The 15,615-nt window shown below is 54.9% G+C and carries 14 protein-coding genes; 7 read left to right on the forward strand and 7 right to left on the reverse strand.

All coding sequences use genetic code 11. From position 1 onward, the window contains the following. Window positions 1-588: SDR family oxidoreductase (locus RTK32_RS08335; protein ID WP_312042989.1), on the reverse strand; the 588-nt coding region annotated here is incomplete at its 3' end. Window positions 589-747: 159 nt separating this feature from the next. Here RTK32_RS08335 and RTK32_RS08340 point away from each other — a divergent pair. The 3 genes from RTK32_RS08340 to rluF all read left to right on the forward strand — a co-directional run bounded on the left by RTK32_RS08340 (window position 748) and on the right by rluF (window position 4,896). After that, on the forward strand, window positions 748-2,130 hold the full coding sequence (locus RTK32_RS08340; RefSeq protein WP_312042990.1) for a uracil-xanthine permease family protein: 1,383 nt from the start codon (window positions 748-750) through the stop codon (window positions 2,128-2,130). A 102-nt stretch (window positions 2,131-2,232) separates the two neighbouring features. Next, a complete protein-coding gene (locus RTK32_RS08345; protein ID WP_312042991.1) occupies window positions 2,233-3,912 on the forward strand; it encodes an AsmA family protein in 1,680 nt (559 codons plus the stop codon). 87 nt (window positions 3,913-3,999) lie between these two features. Next, window positions 4,000-4,896, forward strand: a complete 897-nt coding sequence (gene rluF, locus RTK32_RS08350; protein WP_312042992.1) for a 23S rRNA pseudouridine(2604) synthase RluF — start codon at window positions 4,000-4,002, stop codon at window positions 4,894-4,896. Here rluF and fabY read toward each other — a convergent pair. From fabY to typA, 5 genes are all read right to left on the reverse strand, one after another. After that, window positions 4,893-5,834 carry a fatty acid biosynthesis protein FabY gene (fabY, locus tag RTK32_RS08355; RefSeq protein ID WP_312042993.1) on the reverse strand — a complete coding sequence of 314 codons (942 nt, stop codon included), beginning with the start codon at window positions 5,832-5,834 and terminating at the stop codon, window positions 4,893-4,895. The two genes, rluF and fabY, sit on opposite strands and share 4 nt — an antisense overlap. Before the next feature lie 47 nt (window positions 5,835-5,881). Beyond that, window positions 5,882-6,319, reverse strand: a complete 438-nt coding sequence (dtd, locus tag RTK32_RS08360) for a D-aminoacyl-tRNA deacylase (RefSeq protein ID WP_312042994.1) — start codon at window positions 6,317-6,319, stop codon at window positions 5,882-5,884. Beyond that, window positions 6,255-7,178 (reverse strand): virulence factor BrkB family protein, encoded by a 924-nt coding sequence (locus RTK32_RS08365; RefSeq protein WP_312042995.1) that lies wholly within the window; start codon window positions 7,176-7,178, stop codon window positions 6,255-6,257. The genes dtd and RTK32_RS08365 overlap by 65 nt, the downstream gene beginning before the upstream one ends. Continuing rightward, window positions 7,165-7,764: a glucose-1-phosphatase gene (gene yihX / locus RTK32_RS08370; RefSeq protein ID WP_312042996.1), complete on the reverse strand. Its 600-nt coding sequence runs from the start codon at window positions 7,762-7,764 to the stop codon at window positions 7,165-7,167. Before yihX ends, RTK32_RS08365 begins: the two co-directional genes overlap by 14 nt. A 155-nt stretch (window positions 7,765-7,919) precedes the next feature. Further along, window positions 7,920-9,743 (reverse strand): ribosome-dependent GTPase TypA, encoded by a 1,824-nt coding sequence (gene typA, locus RTK32_RS08375; RefSeq protein ID WP_312042997.1) that lies wholly within the window; start codon window positions 9,741-9,743, stop codon window positions 7,920-7,922. A 433-nt stretch (window positions 9,744-10,176) separates the two neighbouring features. Here typA and glnA point away from each other — a divergent pair, with 433 nt between their 5' ends. From glnA to RTK32_RS08395, 4 genes are all read left to right on the forward strand, one after another. Continuing rightward, on the forward strand, window positions 10,177-11,586 hold the full coding sequence (gene glnA / locus RTK32_RS08380; protein ID WP_312042998.1) for a glutamate--ammonia ligase: 1,410 nt from the start codon (window positions 10,177-10,179) through the stop codon (window positions 11,584-11,586). Between the two features lie 219 nt (window positions 11,587-11,805). Then, window positions 11,806-12,855, forward strand: coding sequence for a nitrogen regulation protein NR(II) (gene glnL, locus RTK32_RS08385; RefSeq protein ID WP_312042999.1), 1,050 nt, complete (start codon window positions 11,806-11,808; stop codon window positions 12,853-12,855). A 7-nt stretch (window positions 12,856-12,862) separates the two neighbouring features. After that, window positions 12,863-14,272, forward strand: a complete 1,410-nt coding sequence (gene glnG / locus RTK32_RS08390) for a nitrogen regulation protein NR(I) (protein WP_312043000.1) — start codon at window positions 12,863-12,865, stop codon at window positions 14,270-14,272. Window positions 14,273-14,379: 107 nt separating this feature from the next. Then, window positions 14,380-14,496, forward strand: a complete 117-nt coding sequence (locus RTK32_RS08395; protein ID WP_312043001.1) for a YshB family small membrane protein — start codon at window positions 14,380-14,382, stop codon at window positions 14,494-14,496. A gap of 65 nt (window positions 14,497-14,561) precedes the next feature. Here the strand turns inward: RTK32_RS08395 and hemN are convergent. After that, window positions 14,562-15,615, reverse strand: a 1,054-nt coding sequence (hemN, locus tag RTK32_RS08400) for an oxygen-independent coproporphyrinogen III oxidase (RefSeq protein ID WP_312043002.1), incomplete at its 5' end; no start/stop codon positions are given.

Here is a 15,615-nt window from a genome sequence, read left to right on the forward strand (position 1 = left end):
GACCCTTTTCACTTCTGGCTGTTCAAGCAGCGTATGCAGAACAGCAGCCACATCATCTCGCGGAACCGTACCGTAAGGGATGGCCAGCCCGGCTTTGACTTTTCCCGTACCGGCTTCGTTAACCAGCGTGCCGGGCCGTAAGATTACCCAATCCAGCGAGGAGGAGGCCAGCATGACGTCGGCCTGCTTTTTTACCTGCATATAGTGCTCAAAACCCGGTGAAGGTTCTTTACCCCTTCCCGCATCCGGAAAAGCAGAGACCAGCAGAAAGCGCTGAATGCCTGCCAGCCTGGCCGCCTCGGCAGCAAAACGCGCCCCGCGGCCGTCGATGCCGTCAGTTAAATCCACGCCTGCCCCTGCGGCGCCTGCTGAAAATACCACGGCCTCGCAGCCCTGCATCGCCGCCGCCAGCCTTTCGCTGCTGGTATTCATCAGGTCGATATTGACCGGTTTAACGCCATCGGCCTCCAGCGAGGCTATCTGACTGTCGCGGCGATAAAGCCCTGTTACCTGATGGCCCGCCTTAACCAGCCGTTTTCTCAGACGGCGACCTACGCCGCCCGTTGCGCCAATAATAAATATGTTCATGTTCAGATCCCTTTGGTTGGCCCGCAGGCGTGAGGCTTAAGCTTAGTGAATTGTGGGTCGCTTTGCCGTCCGGCGTTTAACCCATGTGGTTGGCAATCGTTTGCTTTTGTCGTGCAGAAGCTTAAAATCGCCACTTTGTTCGCCATGGAACCTCTGAGCATGTCCGCCAATCTTTCTGAAGCCAGCCGCAGCGCTGTGCCCGCTGCGAAAAGTGAATTGATTTATCGCCTTGAAGATCGCCCGCCGCTGCCGCAAACATTGTTTGCCGCTTGCCAGCATTTGCTGGCGATGTTTGTGGCGGTTATCACGCCTGCATTGCTGATTTGTCAGGCTTTGGGCCTGCCAGCACAGGATACACAGCACATTATCAGCATGTCGCTGTTTGCCTCCGGCGTCGCCTCGGTTCTGCAAATAAAAACCTGGGGACCGGTAGGCTCGGGGCTGCTGTCGATTCAGGGCACCAGCTTTAACTTCGTCACGCCGCTGATAATGGGGGGCATGGCGTTAAAAAACGGCGGAGCGGACGTGCCAACGATGATGGCCGCCCTGTTCGGTACACTGATGCTGGCTTCCGTTACCGAAATGGCGCTTTCTCGCGTGTTGCACCTGGCACGCCGTATCATTACGCCGCTGGTTTCCGGCATCGTAGTGATGATTATCGGGTTGTCGCTGATTCAGGTCGGTCTCACCTCTATCGGCGGGGGGTTTGCCGCCATGAGCGACCACACCTTTGGTGCACCAAAGAACCTGCTGCTGGCCGGTGCCGTGCTGTTAGTCATTGTTTTACTGAACCGACAGCGTAATCCCTATTTGCGCGTAGCTTCTCTGGTTATCGCCATGGCCGTTGGTTATTTGCTGGCCTGGGTGATGAATATGCTGCCCTCCGGGAACGCCCCGGCTACCCAGCCGTTGATTGCCATACCCACGCCTTTTTATTACGGGCTGGGCATCGACTGGAATCTGCTGATCCCGCTGATGCTGGTATTTATGGTGACCTCGCTGGAAACCATCGGCGATATTACTGCCACTTCTGACGTTTCAGAGCAGCCGGTCAGCGGGCCACTCTACATGAAGCGGCTGAAAGGCGGCGTGCTGGCAAACGGGCTGAATTCATGCGTATCTGCGCTGTTTAATACCTTCCCCAACTCTTGTTTTGGTCAGAACAATGGCGTGATCCAGCTGACCGGCGTCGCCAGCCGTTATGTCGGTTTTGTGGTGGCGCTGATGCTGATCGTGCTGGGACTTTTCCCGGCGGTCAGTGGCTTTGTACAGCATATTCCTGAGCCGGTGCTGGGCGGCGCGACCATCGTGATGTTTGGCACCATCGCCGCTTCGGGCGTGCGCATCGTTTCACGCGAGCCGCTGAATCGTCGGGCCATTATGATTATTGCGCTGTCGCTGGCGGTTGGGTTGGGCGTTTCACAGCAGCCGCTGATCCTGCAATTTGCGCCAGAATGGCTGAAAACGCTGCTTTCTTCCGGTATCGCCGCTGGGGGCATTACGGCCATCGTCCTGAATTTGCTTTTCCCTCAGGAGAAGTAGCGTAAATGGCAGAGGTGAGCGCCCTCTGCCGCCTTTCCAGGGTTGAGCTTCGTGCATAAATCAGGCATAACACCCCTTAATAAAAGCGCACAGGGATAGCTCATGAAATCTGTTGGAAAAGTTCTTCTTTCGCTGCTGGTTATCCTGCTGGCGATTGTCATCATCGTGTATTTGCTTTTGGGAACACGCTGGGGAGCCAGCTGGCTCAGTCGCACCCTTAGCCAGCACAGCACTTACCAACTTGTCGTAGGCCGGCTGGAACATAATTTTTCCACGCCATCACACCTGATTCTGCATGACGTCTCGTTCGGCCGTAAAACTAAACCTGCTATTTTGGTGGCAAAAAAAGTCGATTTAGGGTTGGGCATTGCATCGTTCTCCCGGCCCCTGCATTTTGCCAGCATCGTGCTCAGTCAGGGCACGTTAAGGGCTACCGATAAGACCAGTCAGCTGCCTCTTTCCGCCGAGCGTTTCCAGCTAAGTGACATGGCCGTTGACAGCTATCACAATGCGCTGCCTTTGAATGCACAGCATGTAAATGGCGGCGTGATGCCGTGGCAACCTGAGGCCACCAGCTTTATTGGCCATAACGCCCGTTTTCAGTTCAGTGCCGGTTCGCTAAATTTTAAAGGCGTACCTGCCAGTAATGTCCTGCTTGAAGGCCATGTTACGCCCCAACAGCTGGTGATAAGCAATCTGGGCGCCGATGTGGCGCGAGGGTCGATAACGGCCAGCGCACAGCGTGACGAACAGGGCAGCTGGCAAGTCAGCACGTTAAGGCTGAGCAATCTGCGTTTACAAAGCAGCAAAACGCCTGCCGGGTTTTTACAGCCTTTACTGGCGCTGCCCGCCGTGCATTTCGGGCGGGTCGATGTGACCGATGCACGGTTAGAAGGGAAGGACTGGGCAGTAACCGATCTTAATCTGGCGCTGAAAAATATGACGCTGCGTGAAGGCAGCTGGGAAAGCGACGACGGCTCGCTGTCGATGAATGCCAGCAGTTTTGTGAACGGCACGCTGCTGCTGAACGATCCTATCGTCAATATGAGCTTTTCGCCGCAGGGTATCGCGCTGACGCAGTTTAGCTCCCGCTGGGTGAACGGAGTCATCCGTGCTTCGGGCAACTGGACGCGCCGCGATAAAAAGCTGACGCTGGATGAAGCGGTTATCGCCGGGCTGGAGTACACGCTGCCGCAAAGCTGGCGGACATTCTGGCTGAGCCGTCTGCCGGAGTGGCTCCAGACGGTGGAAGTGATAAAGCTGAACGTCAGTCATAACCTGATTATTGATGTCGATCCGGCCTTTCCTTTTCAAATGACCTCGCTGGAGGGTAACGGCAGCAATCTGCAGCTGGTGCGTGACCGGGAATGGGGGATCTGGGGCGGCAACCTGAGCTTTAATGCGGCGGAAGCAACGTTTAACCGTGTGGATCTGCGTCACCCTTCTCTCGCCCTGACGGCGGATGACAAGGTCATCAACGTAACGGAGATGAGCGCCTTTCCCCGCAGCGGCATCATTGAGGGGCTGGCAACGGTTTCGCAGCAGCCGCAACGCGCATTTACGCTTTCACTCCATGGCCGTGAAACGCCGCTGAATCTGTTGCAGGACTGGGGATGGCCAGCGGTTCCTCTGGATGAAAACGGTGAGCTGACCCTGAAAATGCAGGGCAGCCTGGCGAAAGACGCGCCGCTGAAGCCGTCCGTTGACGGCACGCTTTCTGCCGTGGCGGGTGATAAGTCGATACAGCAAACCGTGCAGGCGGGCAATCTGAGCAGCAGGTAAAAACGCCGCCCTTAGCGGACTATATGATTAACCCGTATTCGCAACGTAGCGCGGTTAATGTATAGTCCGCTTTTTTACGGAGGAACCATGCTGACCAACTCATCCATTCGTCTCAATAAATACATTAGCGAGAGCGGTATCTGTTCTCGTCGCGACGCCGATCGCTATATCGAACAGGGAAATGTCTTTATTAACGGCAAGCGGGCCGCCGTTGGCGCGCAGGTTTTTGCCGGTGACGTGGTGAAAGTGAACGGTCAGCTTATCGAACCGCGCGATGAAGAAGACCTGGTTTTTATTGCCCTGAATAAACCCGTTGGCATTATCACCACCATGGAAGAAGGCGAACGGGATAATATCAGCGATTTCGTTAACCACAGCAAACGCGTTTTCCCTATCGGCCGACTGGATAAAGATTCACAGGGCCTGATTTTTCTGACCAATCACGGCGATTTAGTGAATAAGATCTTGCGCGCCGGAAACAATCACGAAAAAGAATATGTGGTTACGGTAAATAAACTGGTTACGGATGAGTTTATTGAGGGGATGAGCGCGGGCGTGCCGATGCTGGGTACGGTGACGCTAAAGTGTAAAGTACAAAAGGAAGCTCCCTTCGTTTTCCGCATCACGCTGGTGCAGGGACTTAACCGCCAAATTCGCCGCATGTGTAAGCACTTTGGCTATGAGGTCACTAAGCTCGAACGCACAAGGATTATGAACGTCAGCCTGAAAGGGCTGCCTTTGGGCGAGTGGCGCGACTTAACGGAAGACGAGCTGAGCGAGCTGTTCAGCCTGATCGAGGACTCCTCCTCTGAGGCAAAGCCAGCCAAAAAAACGCCGGCTAAAGCCAAACCCGCCGCCGTGAAGAAACCGGCAGGCGGGCCGAAGGGCGGCGACAAGGGCAGCAAAGAAGGCGCAAAAACGCCGGGCAATCTGGCTTCCCGCAAGCGCTTTACCCAGCCGGGCCGCAAGAAAAAAGGCCGTTAAGGCATATTCGATCCGGCTGGCTCCAGCGGGCCATCCGGATCGGCGGGCAGGACAATGTAAACGCCTTCAAATACCGCGCCGCATACCTCATTGCCAAACAGTTCCACTTCCAGCTGCACGCGCGCCTTGCGACCCCGAGCCAGCCTGTCCAGATCGCCGCTCAACGATCCCAGGTCCGCTACCGCGCCTGGCCTGCCGCTGATGGGGTGGCTGTAGCGGATATGCGCATCTGCCAGAATGATGGTGCCGCCTAAATGCCGCTCGCGTAGCAGCAGCCAGATTAGTCCCCAGCCGGTTAGTGTCGCCAGCGAAAACAGGCTTCCTGCAAACAGCGTATGATGAGGATTCTGGTTACCGGTTTCCGGCATCGTAGTAATAAATTTTTGACCGGTATACTGCAAAATACGCACGCCCATTTTTTCGCTGAGCGGAATATGCTCGTACCAGGCCTGTTGCAGCTGCCCGCACCAGTCGGCCCGATGCAGAATATCGTCCAGCGTAATCACCGGCTTAATCATTAAAAAGTGGCGGACCGGCGTGGTCTGCGGCACGGTAATTTCACCCTGGTTAACGTAGCCAAGCTTGGCAAAAAACTCGACGGCATCTTCTCGGGCGCTACACACCACGCGCTTGGCCCCCTCCTGACGCGCCACGGATTCCAGCGTCATGGCGACCAGCGTGCCCAATCCTTTCCCCTGCACGGCAGGATGTACGGCAAGAAAGCGGATAGCCGCTTCGTTATCCGCATTAATATAGAGTCGTCCGGCCGCCACCGGAGCACCGTTTTCATCGACAACCATTTGGTGATGCGCAAACGCATCCCAGGCATCCCGTTCCGATCCTTTTGGCTGGCGCAGCGGTTTGCGCAGCATTTCCCAACGAAACTGGTAGTAAATATCCAGCTCTTCTGCGGTTTCAGGTACACGAAGATGATACATAAAGTGGTTCTCTCTTTCCGGGGCGCCCGTTGGCCTTTCCGGCCGCTTCATACCTGGAGCCAGAACGTCACCGGCCCATCGTTAACCAGCGCTACCTGCATATCCGCCGCAAAGCGACCCGTCTCGGCGACAAGGCCCTTTTCGCGACAGCAGGTGACAAAATAGTCATATAACCGCTCGGCGTCCGCCGGCGCCGCACCACCTGAAAAGCCCGGACGCATGCCTTTTTGCGTATCGGCGGCCAGCGTAAACTGCGATACCACCAGCACGCTGCCGCCCGCCTGCTGTACGTTGAGGTTCATTTTACCGTTCTCATCGCTGAAAATACGGTAGCCCAAAACGCGATCGCACAGCCGCTGCGCTTTTTGTTCGTCGTCGCCTTTTTCCACGCCCAGTAAGATTAGCAATCCCGGGCCGATTTCACCGATGGTCTGACCGGCTACCGTCACGCTGGCGCTCAGCGCCCGTTGAATTAAGGCAATCATTTTCTTCCTTCTCTTCTTCCTGTCTGAGCTGGCGATAGTCGTCCAGCGAGGCGGTGATCTCTGCTCCCAGTAAGACAATACACCATGTCCAGTAAACCCACAGAAACAGAATAGGGATAACCGCCAGCACGCCATAGATAAGCTGGTATGAGGGAAACATCGTAACATAGAGCGCGAACCCTTTTTTCCCCAACTCAAACAGCAGCCCCGCTACCAGCGCACCAACCAGCGCATCTTTTCCGGGCACCTGCCGCGTCGGCACGATACTGTAGAGCAGCCAGAAGGAAAGCCAGGAAAGCAGCAGCGGGAAAATACGCAGGCCGTAGTCGATCAGCCCGCTGACGCCGCTGACTGAGGCCCAACGCAGCGACAGGAGGTAGGAGCTGAGTCCTAAGCTGGCGCCCGCCAGCAGAGGGCCGAGCGTCAGGATCATCCAGTAGACGGCAAAAGAGTAAACGATGGGTCTTTTACGTTTGCTGCGCCAGATAACGTTTAGCGCGCTGTCGATGGAATACATCAGCAGCAGCGCCGTCACCATCAGCCCACAGGCGCCTACTGCCGTCATTTTATTGACGTTAGCGACAAACTGCTCCAGATAGCTCTGGATCACCGTGCCGGAAGATGGCACGAAGTTCTGAAAAATGAACACCTTGAGCTGTTTGCTGATATCAGAAAAAGCCGGGAACGCGGCGAAAAGCGCAAACACTACCGCTATCAGCGGCACCAGCGACAGCAGCGAAACGTAGGCAAGATGCCCTGCCAGCAGCGTCATGCCATCCTCATCAATACGCTGCCACAGCAGTTTTACCCAGCGCCAGGTGGCACGCAGACGGTGTCGATAAGGGTTAGTCGGCCGCATTAGCGAAAAAGGCCGGTATAGTGGTCGCGTCAAAAACGGGGACGCTCTGAATGCCCAGCGCCTGCGCCGCGTCGATATTTTCCTGATTATCGTCAAAGAAAATAGCCTGGTCGGCGGGGAATCCCTCTTCGCTAAGTACCTGCTGATAGATGCGTGCTTCCGGCTTACGCATCCCCATTTCCTGCGAAAGATAGAGCTTGTCCGCCGCGCTTTGCACCTCAGGGTATTGCGATGGCCAGAAACGCTGATGCAGCCGGTTGGTATTGGATAAAATCACCACCCGATCGCCGCGCGCGCGCAGCTGGTTCATAATACGAAGCGTATCCGCCCTGACGTCTACAAATACAGCCTGCCAGCCTGCGGTGAATTGTTCGAAGCTCAGCGCCAGCCCCAGCTGCGCACAAAGCTGTTCGGCAAAGTCTTCGTCGCTGATTTCTCCCCGTTCATGACGATGAAAGTTTTCGTCCATCGTAAAGCGGCTTTGCAGCGTGGCCAGCGGCACGCGTCCCAGATCGCTCCAAACGCCCAAAACCCGGTTGAAATCAATATCAACAATGACGTTACCTAAATCAAAGATATACAGCATAGCCATCTCCATTTGTTCCGGTAGGGTATTCACTCTAGCGGTAAAAAGAGAAGCTGAACAGGGCGGGATTTTGAAATCTGGAAGGAAGGTTCTGGCGACGAAAAAAAACAGGGCCGGAAAGCTCCGGCCCTGTATTACAGCTTACAAAAAAGCGATTAGCCTTCTTTGCCGCCGCGTGATGCGCGTTTACGATCGTTTTCAGTCAGGTGACGTTTACGGATACGTACGGACTGCGGGGTCACTTCCACCAGCTCGTCGTCATCGATAAATTCAATCGCCTGCTCCAGCGTCATCTTGATAGCAGGTACCAGCGTAGTCGCTTCATCCGTACCAGAAGCACGCATGTTAGTCAGCTTCTTACCGGTCAGACAGTTAACCGTCAGGTCGTTAGAACGGCTATGAATACCGATAACCTGGCCTTCATAGACTTCTGCACCGTGACCCAGGAACAGCTTGCCGCGATCCTGCAGGCTGTACAGGGCGAAAGCTACTGCTTTACCCTGGCCGTTAGAGATCAGCACGCCGTTCTGACGCTGGCCAACTTCGCCCGGACGGATATCGTCGTAGTGGCTGAAGGTGGAGTACAGCAGGCCGGTACCGGAAGTCATGGTCATGAATTCGTTACGGAAACCGATCAGGCCACGGCTTGGGATCACGTAGTCAAGACGCACGCGACCTTTACCATCCGGATCCATGTTTTTCATGTCCGCTTTACGTTCGCCCATCGCCTGCATCACAGAGCCCTGATGCTGCTCTTCGATATCCAGGGTGACGTTCTCGAACGGCTCCTGCTTACGACCGTCAACTTCGCGGAAGATAACTTTTGGACGGGATACCGCCAGCTCAAAGCCTTCACGACGCATGTTTTCGATCAGAACGGACAGGTGCAGTTCACCACGGCCGGAAACGCGGAAAGCATCGGCGTCTTCAGTCTCTTCCACGCGCAGCGCAACGTTGTGCACCAGCTCTTTACGCAGACGATCCAGGATCTGACGAGAAGTAACGAACTTACCTTCTTTACCGCAGAACGGTGAGGTGTTGACGTTAAAGAACATGGTAACGGTTGGCTCATCAACGCTCAGCGCAGGCAGCGCTTCCACATTCTGTGGGTCACAGATAGTGTCGGAGATGTTCAGCTCGCCCAGACCGGTGATAGCGATGATGTCGCCCGCTTCCGCTTCGGTCGCGTCGATACGCTCCAGGCCCAGGTGAGTCAGGACTTTACCCACTTTACCGTTACGGGTTTTGCCTTCGCTGTCAACGATAGTAACCTGCTGGTTCGGCTTCACTTTACCGCGCTTGATGCGGCCGATGCCGATGACGCCAACATAGTTGTTGTAGTCCAGCTGGGAAATCTGCATCTGGAACGGCGCTTCCATCTCTACCTGTGGCGGAGAAACGTGCTGCACGATAGCTTCATACAGCGGGGTCATATCTTCGGCCATGTCGGAGTGGTCAAGACCAGCAATACCGTTCAGAGCGGAAGCATAGATAACCGGGAAGTCCAGCTGTTCGTCGGTCGCGTCCAGGTTAACGAACAGATCGAAGACCTGATCCACAACCCAGTCAGGACGCGCGCCAGGACGGTCAACCTTGTTGATGACCACGATCGGCTTCAGACCATTAGCAAACGCTTTTTTGGTCACGAAGCGGGTTTGCGGCATAGGGCCATCCATTGCATCCACAACCAGCAGCACCGAGTCAACCATTGACATCACACGCTCTACCTCGCCGCCGAAATCGGCGTGTCCCGGGGTATCCACGATGTTGATACGGTAGTCGTTCCATTTAATGGCGGTGTTTTTTGCGAGGATGGTAATCCCACGCTCTTTCTCCAAATCGTTGGAGTCCATTACGCGTTCGGTCGCTTCGGTACGGGCGTCAAAGGTCCCGGACTGCTGCAGCAACTTATCAACCAGGGTAGTTTTACCATGGTCAACGTGGGCAATAATGGCGATGTTACGCAAATTTTCGATCACAGCTTTGCCTCAGGCATTAGAAATAGCGCGCTATTGTACACGGATTAATCGAAGAGCTGAACAGGATCACAGTTTTCAATTAAAGATAACTTTCGGGATTGCTTCCGGGGCCGTTTCCGGTGCAAAAAACACCCTTTATGAGAAAAATGCACTATTATTGTGCATTGACCGCACGCAAAAGCACCATAATGGTGCGCGAAGTCCATCGTGGTGCAGCTCCCGTTTCACGAGAGGGCGCATCATAGCGCTTTTTCCATCAATTAAGAAAGTTGGCATAGTTTTCGCTTTGATTATAACAAGCGAAAGAGGCCAGTTTCTACAACGGTTGATTAACAGTCAGAAAACTTAATTATCGGTCGCCCAGGCAAGATAAGCAAAGCGCACCGGTAAAGTGCCTGACCGGCAACCATGACAAAATCCAGGAGAGTTAAGTATGTCCGCTGAACACGTTCTGTCGATGATGAACGAGCATGAAGTCAAATTTGTTGACCTGCGCTTCACTGACACCAAAGGTAAAGAGCAGCATGTTACCATTCCTGCTCACCAGGTTAACGCTGACTTCTTCGAAGAAGGGAAAATGTTTGACGGCTCCTCAATCGGCGGCTGGAAAGGCATTAACGAATCCGACATGGTGTTGATGCCGGATGCCACTACCGCTGTCCTGGATCCTTTCTTTGAAGACTCTACCCTGATCATCCGTTGTGACATCCTTGAGCCAGGCACCATGCAGGGCTACGATCGCGACCCACGCTCTATCGCCAAGCGCGCCGAAGATTTCCTGCGTTCTTCCGGCATCGCGGACACCGTGCTGTTTGGCCCGGAACCAGAATTTTTCCTGTTTGACGATGTGCGTTTCGGTGCGACCACGTCCGGCTCTCACGTGGCTATCGACGATATCGAAGCGGCATGGAACACCGGCAAAGAATATGAAGGCGGCAACAAAGGCCATCGTCCGGGTCTGAAAGGCGGCTACTTCCCTGTGCCACCGGTCGATTCTTCACAAGACATCCGTTCTGCCATGTGTCTGACCATGGAGCAGATGGGTCTGGTTGTAGAAGCTCACCACCACGAAGTGGCGACAGCAGGTCAAAACGAAGTGGCTACCCGCTTTAACACCATGACCAAAAAAGCCGACGAAATTCAGATCTACAAATATGTCGTGCACAACGTGGCGCACGCTTTCGGCAAGACAGCGACCTTTATGCCAAAACCTATTTTTGGCGATAACGGTTCCGGAATGCACTGCCATATGTCTCTGTCCAAAGGCGGCAACAACCTGTTCGCAGGCGACAAATACGGCGGCCTGTCTGAAATGGCTCTGTTCTACATCGGCGGCGTGATTAAGCATGCTAAAGCGATCAACGCCCTGTCTAACCCAACGACCAACTCCTACAAGCGTCTGGTCCCGGGCTACGAAGCACCCGTTATGCTGGCTTACTCTGCGCGTAACCGTTCTGCCTCTATCCGTATTCCAGTAGTTGCCAGCCCGAAAGCGCGTCGTATTGAAGCCCGCTTCCCGGATCCGGCCGCTAACCCGTACCTGTGCTTTGCCGCGCTGCTGATGGCTGGCCTGGACGGTATCATCAACAAGATCCATCCTGGCGACGCGATGGATAAAAACCTGTACGACCTGCCGCCGGAAGAAGAAGCTGAAATTCCAAAAGTAGCCGGTTCGCTGGAAGAAGCGCTGAACGCGCTGAACGAAGATCGTGAGTTCCTGACTCGTGGCGGCGTGTTCACCGACGACACCATTGATGCTTATATCGACCTGCGTAAGGCCGAAATGGACCGCGTTCGCATGACGCCGCATCCGGTTGAGTTTGAACTGTACTACAGCGTTTAATTTCTGAATCCGGCGATTCAGCGCGTTAAGGCGGCCACGGCTGGCTTAGTGATTCGGGTGAGTACGAGCCGTCGCGTAACGAATGTCGGAAATTTTGTTGCCGTGGAAATTTCAGCCCATCTCCGGATGGGCTTTTTTCGCCGTGAACGCCACGTGCAGAGAGACGAATTTCAGGTTCCATGACTATAATGCACTAAAATAGTGCAGGAGAACGCTGTTATGGCAACAGGCATGCAGCCCGATGCCGGGCAGATACTCAACTCGTTGATTAACAGTATATTACTGGTCGACAGTGAACTGGTGGTGCATTACGCCAACCCCGCCGCTCAGCAACTGCTGGCACAAAGCTCTCGCAAACTCTTTGGCACGCCGCTGCCGGATTTGATGGGCTATTTTTCTCTGAATATCGCCGTCATGCGTGAGAGCCTGAATGCGGGCCAGGGCTTTACCGATAGCGAAGTTACGCTGGTCGTGGACAGCCGGGCGCACATTATGTCTTTAACGGCGCAGCTGCTGCCGGACGGGCTAATCCTGCTGGAAATGGCGCCAATGGATAATCAACGCCGCCTCAGTCAGGAACAGATTCAGCATGCTCAACAGGTCGCCGCGCGGGATTTAGTTCGCGGGTTGGCGCATGAAATTAAGAATCCTTTAGGGGGATTACGCGGCGCGGCGCAGCTGTTGGCAAAAGCCCTGCCCGATCCGGCCCTGACGGAATATACCAAAGTTATCATCGAACAGGCCGACCGCCTGCGCAATCTGGTGGATCGCCTGCTCGGGCCGCAGCAGCCAGGCATGCACATCACGCAAAGTATCCATCAGGTCGCCGAGCGCGTGGTTAACCTGGTTTCGATGGAGCTGCCCGAGAACATTACGCTAATCAGAGATTACGATCCCAGCCTGCCGGAACTGCCGCATGACCCGGATCAGATTGAACAGGTTCTGCTGAACGTAGTGCGTAACGCGCTACAGGCCCTGGGCAACAAAGGCGGTGCTATTACGCTGCGCACTCGCACCGCCTTCCAGCTGACGCTGCACGGCGTCCGTTACCGACTGGTAGCCCGTATTGATATTGAAGATAACGGCCCTGGTATACCGACTCAGCTGCAGGACACGCTGTTTTATCCGATGGTGAGCGGCCGCGAAGGCGGCACCGGCTTAGGGCTGTCGATAGCTCGCAGCCTGATCGATCAGCATTCAGGAAAAATAGAATTTACCAGTTGGCCTGGCCACACCGAATTCTCCATTTATTTGCCTATTCGCCAGTGAGGTTTCTATGCAACGAGGGATAGTCTGGATCGTCGATGACGATAGCTCCATCCGCTGGGTGCTTGAACGCGCGCTTACTGGGGCCGGTTTAAACTGCGCTACGTTTGACAGTGCGAGCGAGGTGCTGGACGCGCTTGCCACCAAAACGCCTGACGTTTTGCTTTCTGATATCCGTATGCCTGGCATGGACGGACTGACATTACTGAAACAAATCAAGCAACGTCATCCGATGCTGCCGGTCATCATTATGACGGCACATTCCGATCTGGACGCGGCCGTCAGCGCCTATCAGCAAGGTGCGTTCGATTATCTGCCAAAGCCGTTTGATATTGATGAAGCGGTAGCGTTAGTAGAACGCGCGATCAGCCACTATCAGGAACAGCAGCAGCCGCGCAACCAGCCGGTCAGCGGCCCGACTACCGATATCATCGGCGAAGCGCCGGCGATGCAGGACGTTTTTCGCATTATTGGCCGCCTCTCGCGCTCGTCAATCAGCGTATTGATCAACGGCGAGTCGGGTACCGGCAAAGAGCTGGTGGCGCATGCATTGCATCGCCACAGTCCACGCGCGAAAGCGCCTTTTATCGCGCTGAATATGGCGGCTATCCCCAAAGATCTGATTGAATCAGAGCTTTTCGGCCATGAGAAAGGGGCTTTTACGGGCGCAAATCAAATCCGTCAGGGACGTTTTGAGCAGGCCGACGGCGGTACGCTGTTTCTTGATGAAATTGGCGATATGCCGCTGGACGTACAGACCCGCCTGTTGCGCGTGCTGGCCGACGGTCAGTTTTATCGCGTGGGTGGTTATGCCCCGGTCAAGGTCGACGTCAGGATCATTGCAGCCACCCACCAGAATCTGGAGCTACGGGTACAGGAAGGCAAATTCCGTGAGGATCTGTTTCACCGTCTGAACGTAATCCGTGTGCATCTGCCGCCGCTGCGAGAGCGTCGCGAGGATATTCCTCGCCTGGCACGCTATTTTCTGCAGGCTGCAGCAAGCGAGCTGGGCGTGGAGGCAAAGATTCTGCATCCCGAAACCGAAACCGCGCTGACCCGCCTGCACTGGTCAGGTAACGTGCGTCAGCTGGAAAATACCTGCCGCTGGCTGACGGTGATGGCTGCCGGTCAGGAAGTGCTGATTCAGGATTTGCCGCCAGAACTGTTTGAAACCGCCACGCCGGAGAATCCACTGCAGTCACTGCCTGACAGCTGGGCAACGCTGCTGGCGCAGTGGGCCGATCGAGCGCTGCGCTCCGGTCATCAAAACCTGCTTTCAGAAGCGCAGCCGGAAATGGAGCGCACGCTGTTAACGACGGCTTTACGCCACACGCAGGGCCACAAGCAGGAAGCTGCCCGACTGCTGGGATGGGGACGCAACACCCTCACCCGTAAACTAAAAGAGTTGGGCATGGAGTAAATAACGACAGCATAAAAAAACAGCGATATGCGCGTTTTTTATGCTTTCCGGGCTTTACACATCGATGCCAGTCAGTATCATTCTGACCCGTTAGCGGGAGGAAAATCATGCTGGAATCGTTAATCCATTTTGTGACGCAGTATGCGCAAACGGGAGCGGCGCATCCACCACAGACGGCAATGGCCGCTGTCCTGTGCGCCTTAATGCTGGGTTTCTTTAATTAAAGCGGCATTCAGCAGTAAAAAGCCGGAAACATCGCTGTTTCCGGCTTTTTTATCCGCCAGGCGTATCAAATGACCCGCGAGAACTGCTGTAACCGCCTTTGCTGGCGCAGATAGCGATCAAAGCACATGCAGATATTCCTTACCAGCAAACGCCCCTTAGCGGTAACCTGAAGGCCCTTCTCGCTACGTTCCACCAGCCCATCCGCCATTAGCGGGTCAAGCAGCGGCAAATCTTCCGCAAAGTAGTCGGTGAAATTAACGCCCAGTGCCGCAAAGGCAGCGAAATCCAGCGAGAAATTGCACATCAGCGTTTTAATTACCTCACGACGCAGGATATCGTCGCGTGAGAGTTCCACACCACGCCAGAGCGCCGTACCCTGCGTAGCAACGGCGTCATACCAGTCTTTCAACGTTTTCTGGTTCTGCGCGTAGCTGTCACCCATCATGCTGATAGCGGAGACGCCCAGGCCCAGCAAATCGTTTTCTCCCTGCGTGGTGTAGCCCTGAAAGTTACGATGCAGCCGGCCTTCTCTTTGGGCAACGGCCAACTCGTCTTCAGGTCTGGCAAAATGATCCATTCCGATGAACTGGTAACCCGCCGTCATCAGCGCGGCAATTGACTGTTGCAGGATGGTCAGTTTCTGCAGAGGATCGGGCAGATCCTCCTCTCTGATTTTCCGCTGTGCGGCGAAGTGTTCGGGCATATGCGCATAATTAAAAACGCTGAGCCTGTCAGGGTTTAGCGCGATGACTTTTTTCAGGGTAAAAGCAAAGCTTTCCGGCGTCTGCTTCGGTAAGCCATAAATCAAATCGAGATTAACGGAACTAAAGCCTACACGCTTTGCCCGTTCGATAAGCGCGACGATAGTCTGCTCATCCTGCACGCGGTTAACCTTTTCCTGCACTTCTTTATTAAAATCCTGCACGCCCATGCTCAGCCGGGTAAAGCCTGCGGCAAAGAGATGGTCGATCATCTCCACTTCAATTTCTCGCGGATCGATTTCAATGGAAAGCTCCGCCTCGTCGCTGAAGGCAAAGTGCCGCCGCAGCAGCGCCATCAGCGTGGAAATCTGCTCTTTGCTCAGAAAAGTAGGAGTGCCGCCTCCCCAGTGCATCTGC

Source organism: Erwinia sp., from assembly GCF_031978025.1.
Classification (GTDB): domain Bacteria; phylum Pseudomonadota; class Gammaproteobacteria; order Enterobacterales; family Enterobacteriaceae; genus Erwinia.

Excerpts from the sequence above, each read along its gene's own strand:
- glnG (WP_312043000.1), top strand. The coding sequence starts at position 12,863 with ATGCAACGAGGGATAGTCTGGATCGTCGATGACGATAGCTCCATCCGC.
- RTK32_RS08340 (WP_312042990.1), top strand. The coding sequence starts at position 748 with ATGTCCGCCAATCTTTCTGAAGCCAGCCGCAGCGCTGTGCCCGCTGCG.
- RTK32_RS08345 (WP_312042991.1), top strand. The coding sequence starts at position 2,233 with ATGAAATCTGTTGGAAAAGTTCTTCTTTCGCTGCTGGTTATCCTGCTG.
- glnA (WP_312042998.1), top strand. The coding sequence starts at position 10,177 with ATGTCCGCTGAACACGTTCTGTCGATGATGAACGAGCATGAAGTCAAA.
- RTK32_RS08365 (WP_312042995.1), bottom strand. The coding sequence starts at position 7,178 with ATGCGGCCGACTAACCCTTATCGACACCGTCTGCGTGCCACCTGGCGC.
- dtd (WP_312042994.1), bottom strand. The coding sequence starts at position 6,319 with ATGATTGCCTTAATTCAACGGGCGCTGAGCGCCAGCGTGACGGTAGCC.
- fabY (WP_312042993.1), bottom strand. The coding sequence starts at position 5,834 with ATGTATCATCTTCGTGTACCTGAAACCGCAGAAGAGCTGGATATTTAC.
- RTK32_RS08395 (WP_312043001.1), top strand. The coding sequence starts at position 14,380 with ATGCTGGAATCGTTAATCCATTTTGTGACGCAGTATGCGCAAACGGGA.
- yihX (WP_312042996.1), bottom strand. The coding sequence starts at position 7,764 with ATGCTGTATATCTTTGATTTAGGTAACGTCATTGTTGATATTGATTTC.
- rluF (WP_312042992.1), top strand. The coding sequence starts at position 4,000 with ATGCTGACCAACTCATCCATTCGTCTCAATAAATACATTAGCGAGAGC.
- glnL (WP_312042999.1), top strand. The coding sequence starts at position 11,806 with ATGGCAACAGGCATGCAGCCCGATGCCGGGCAGATACTCAACTCGTTG.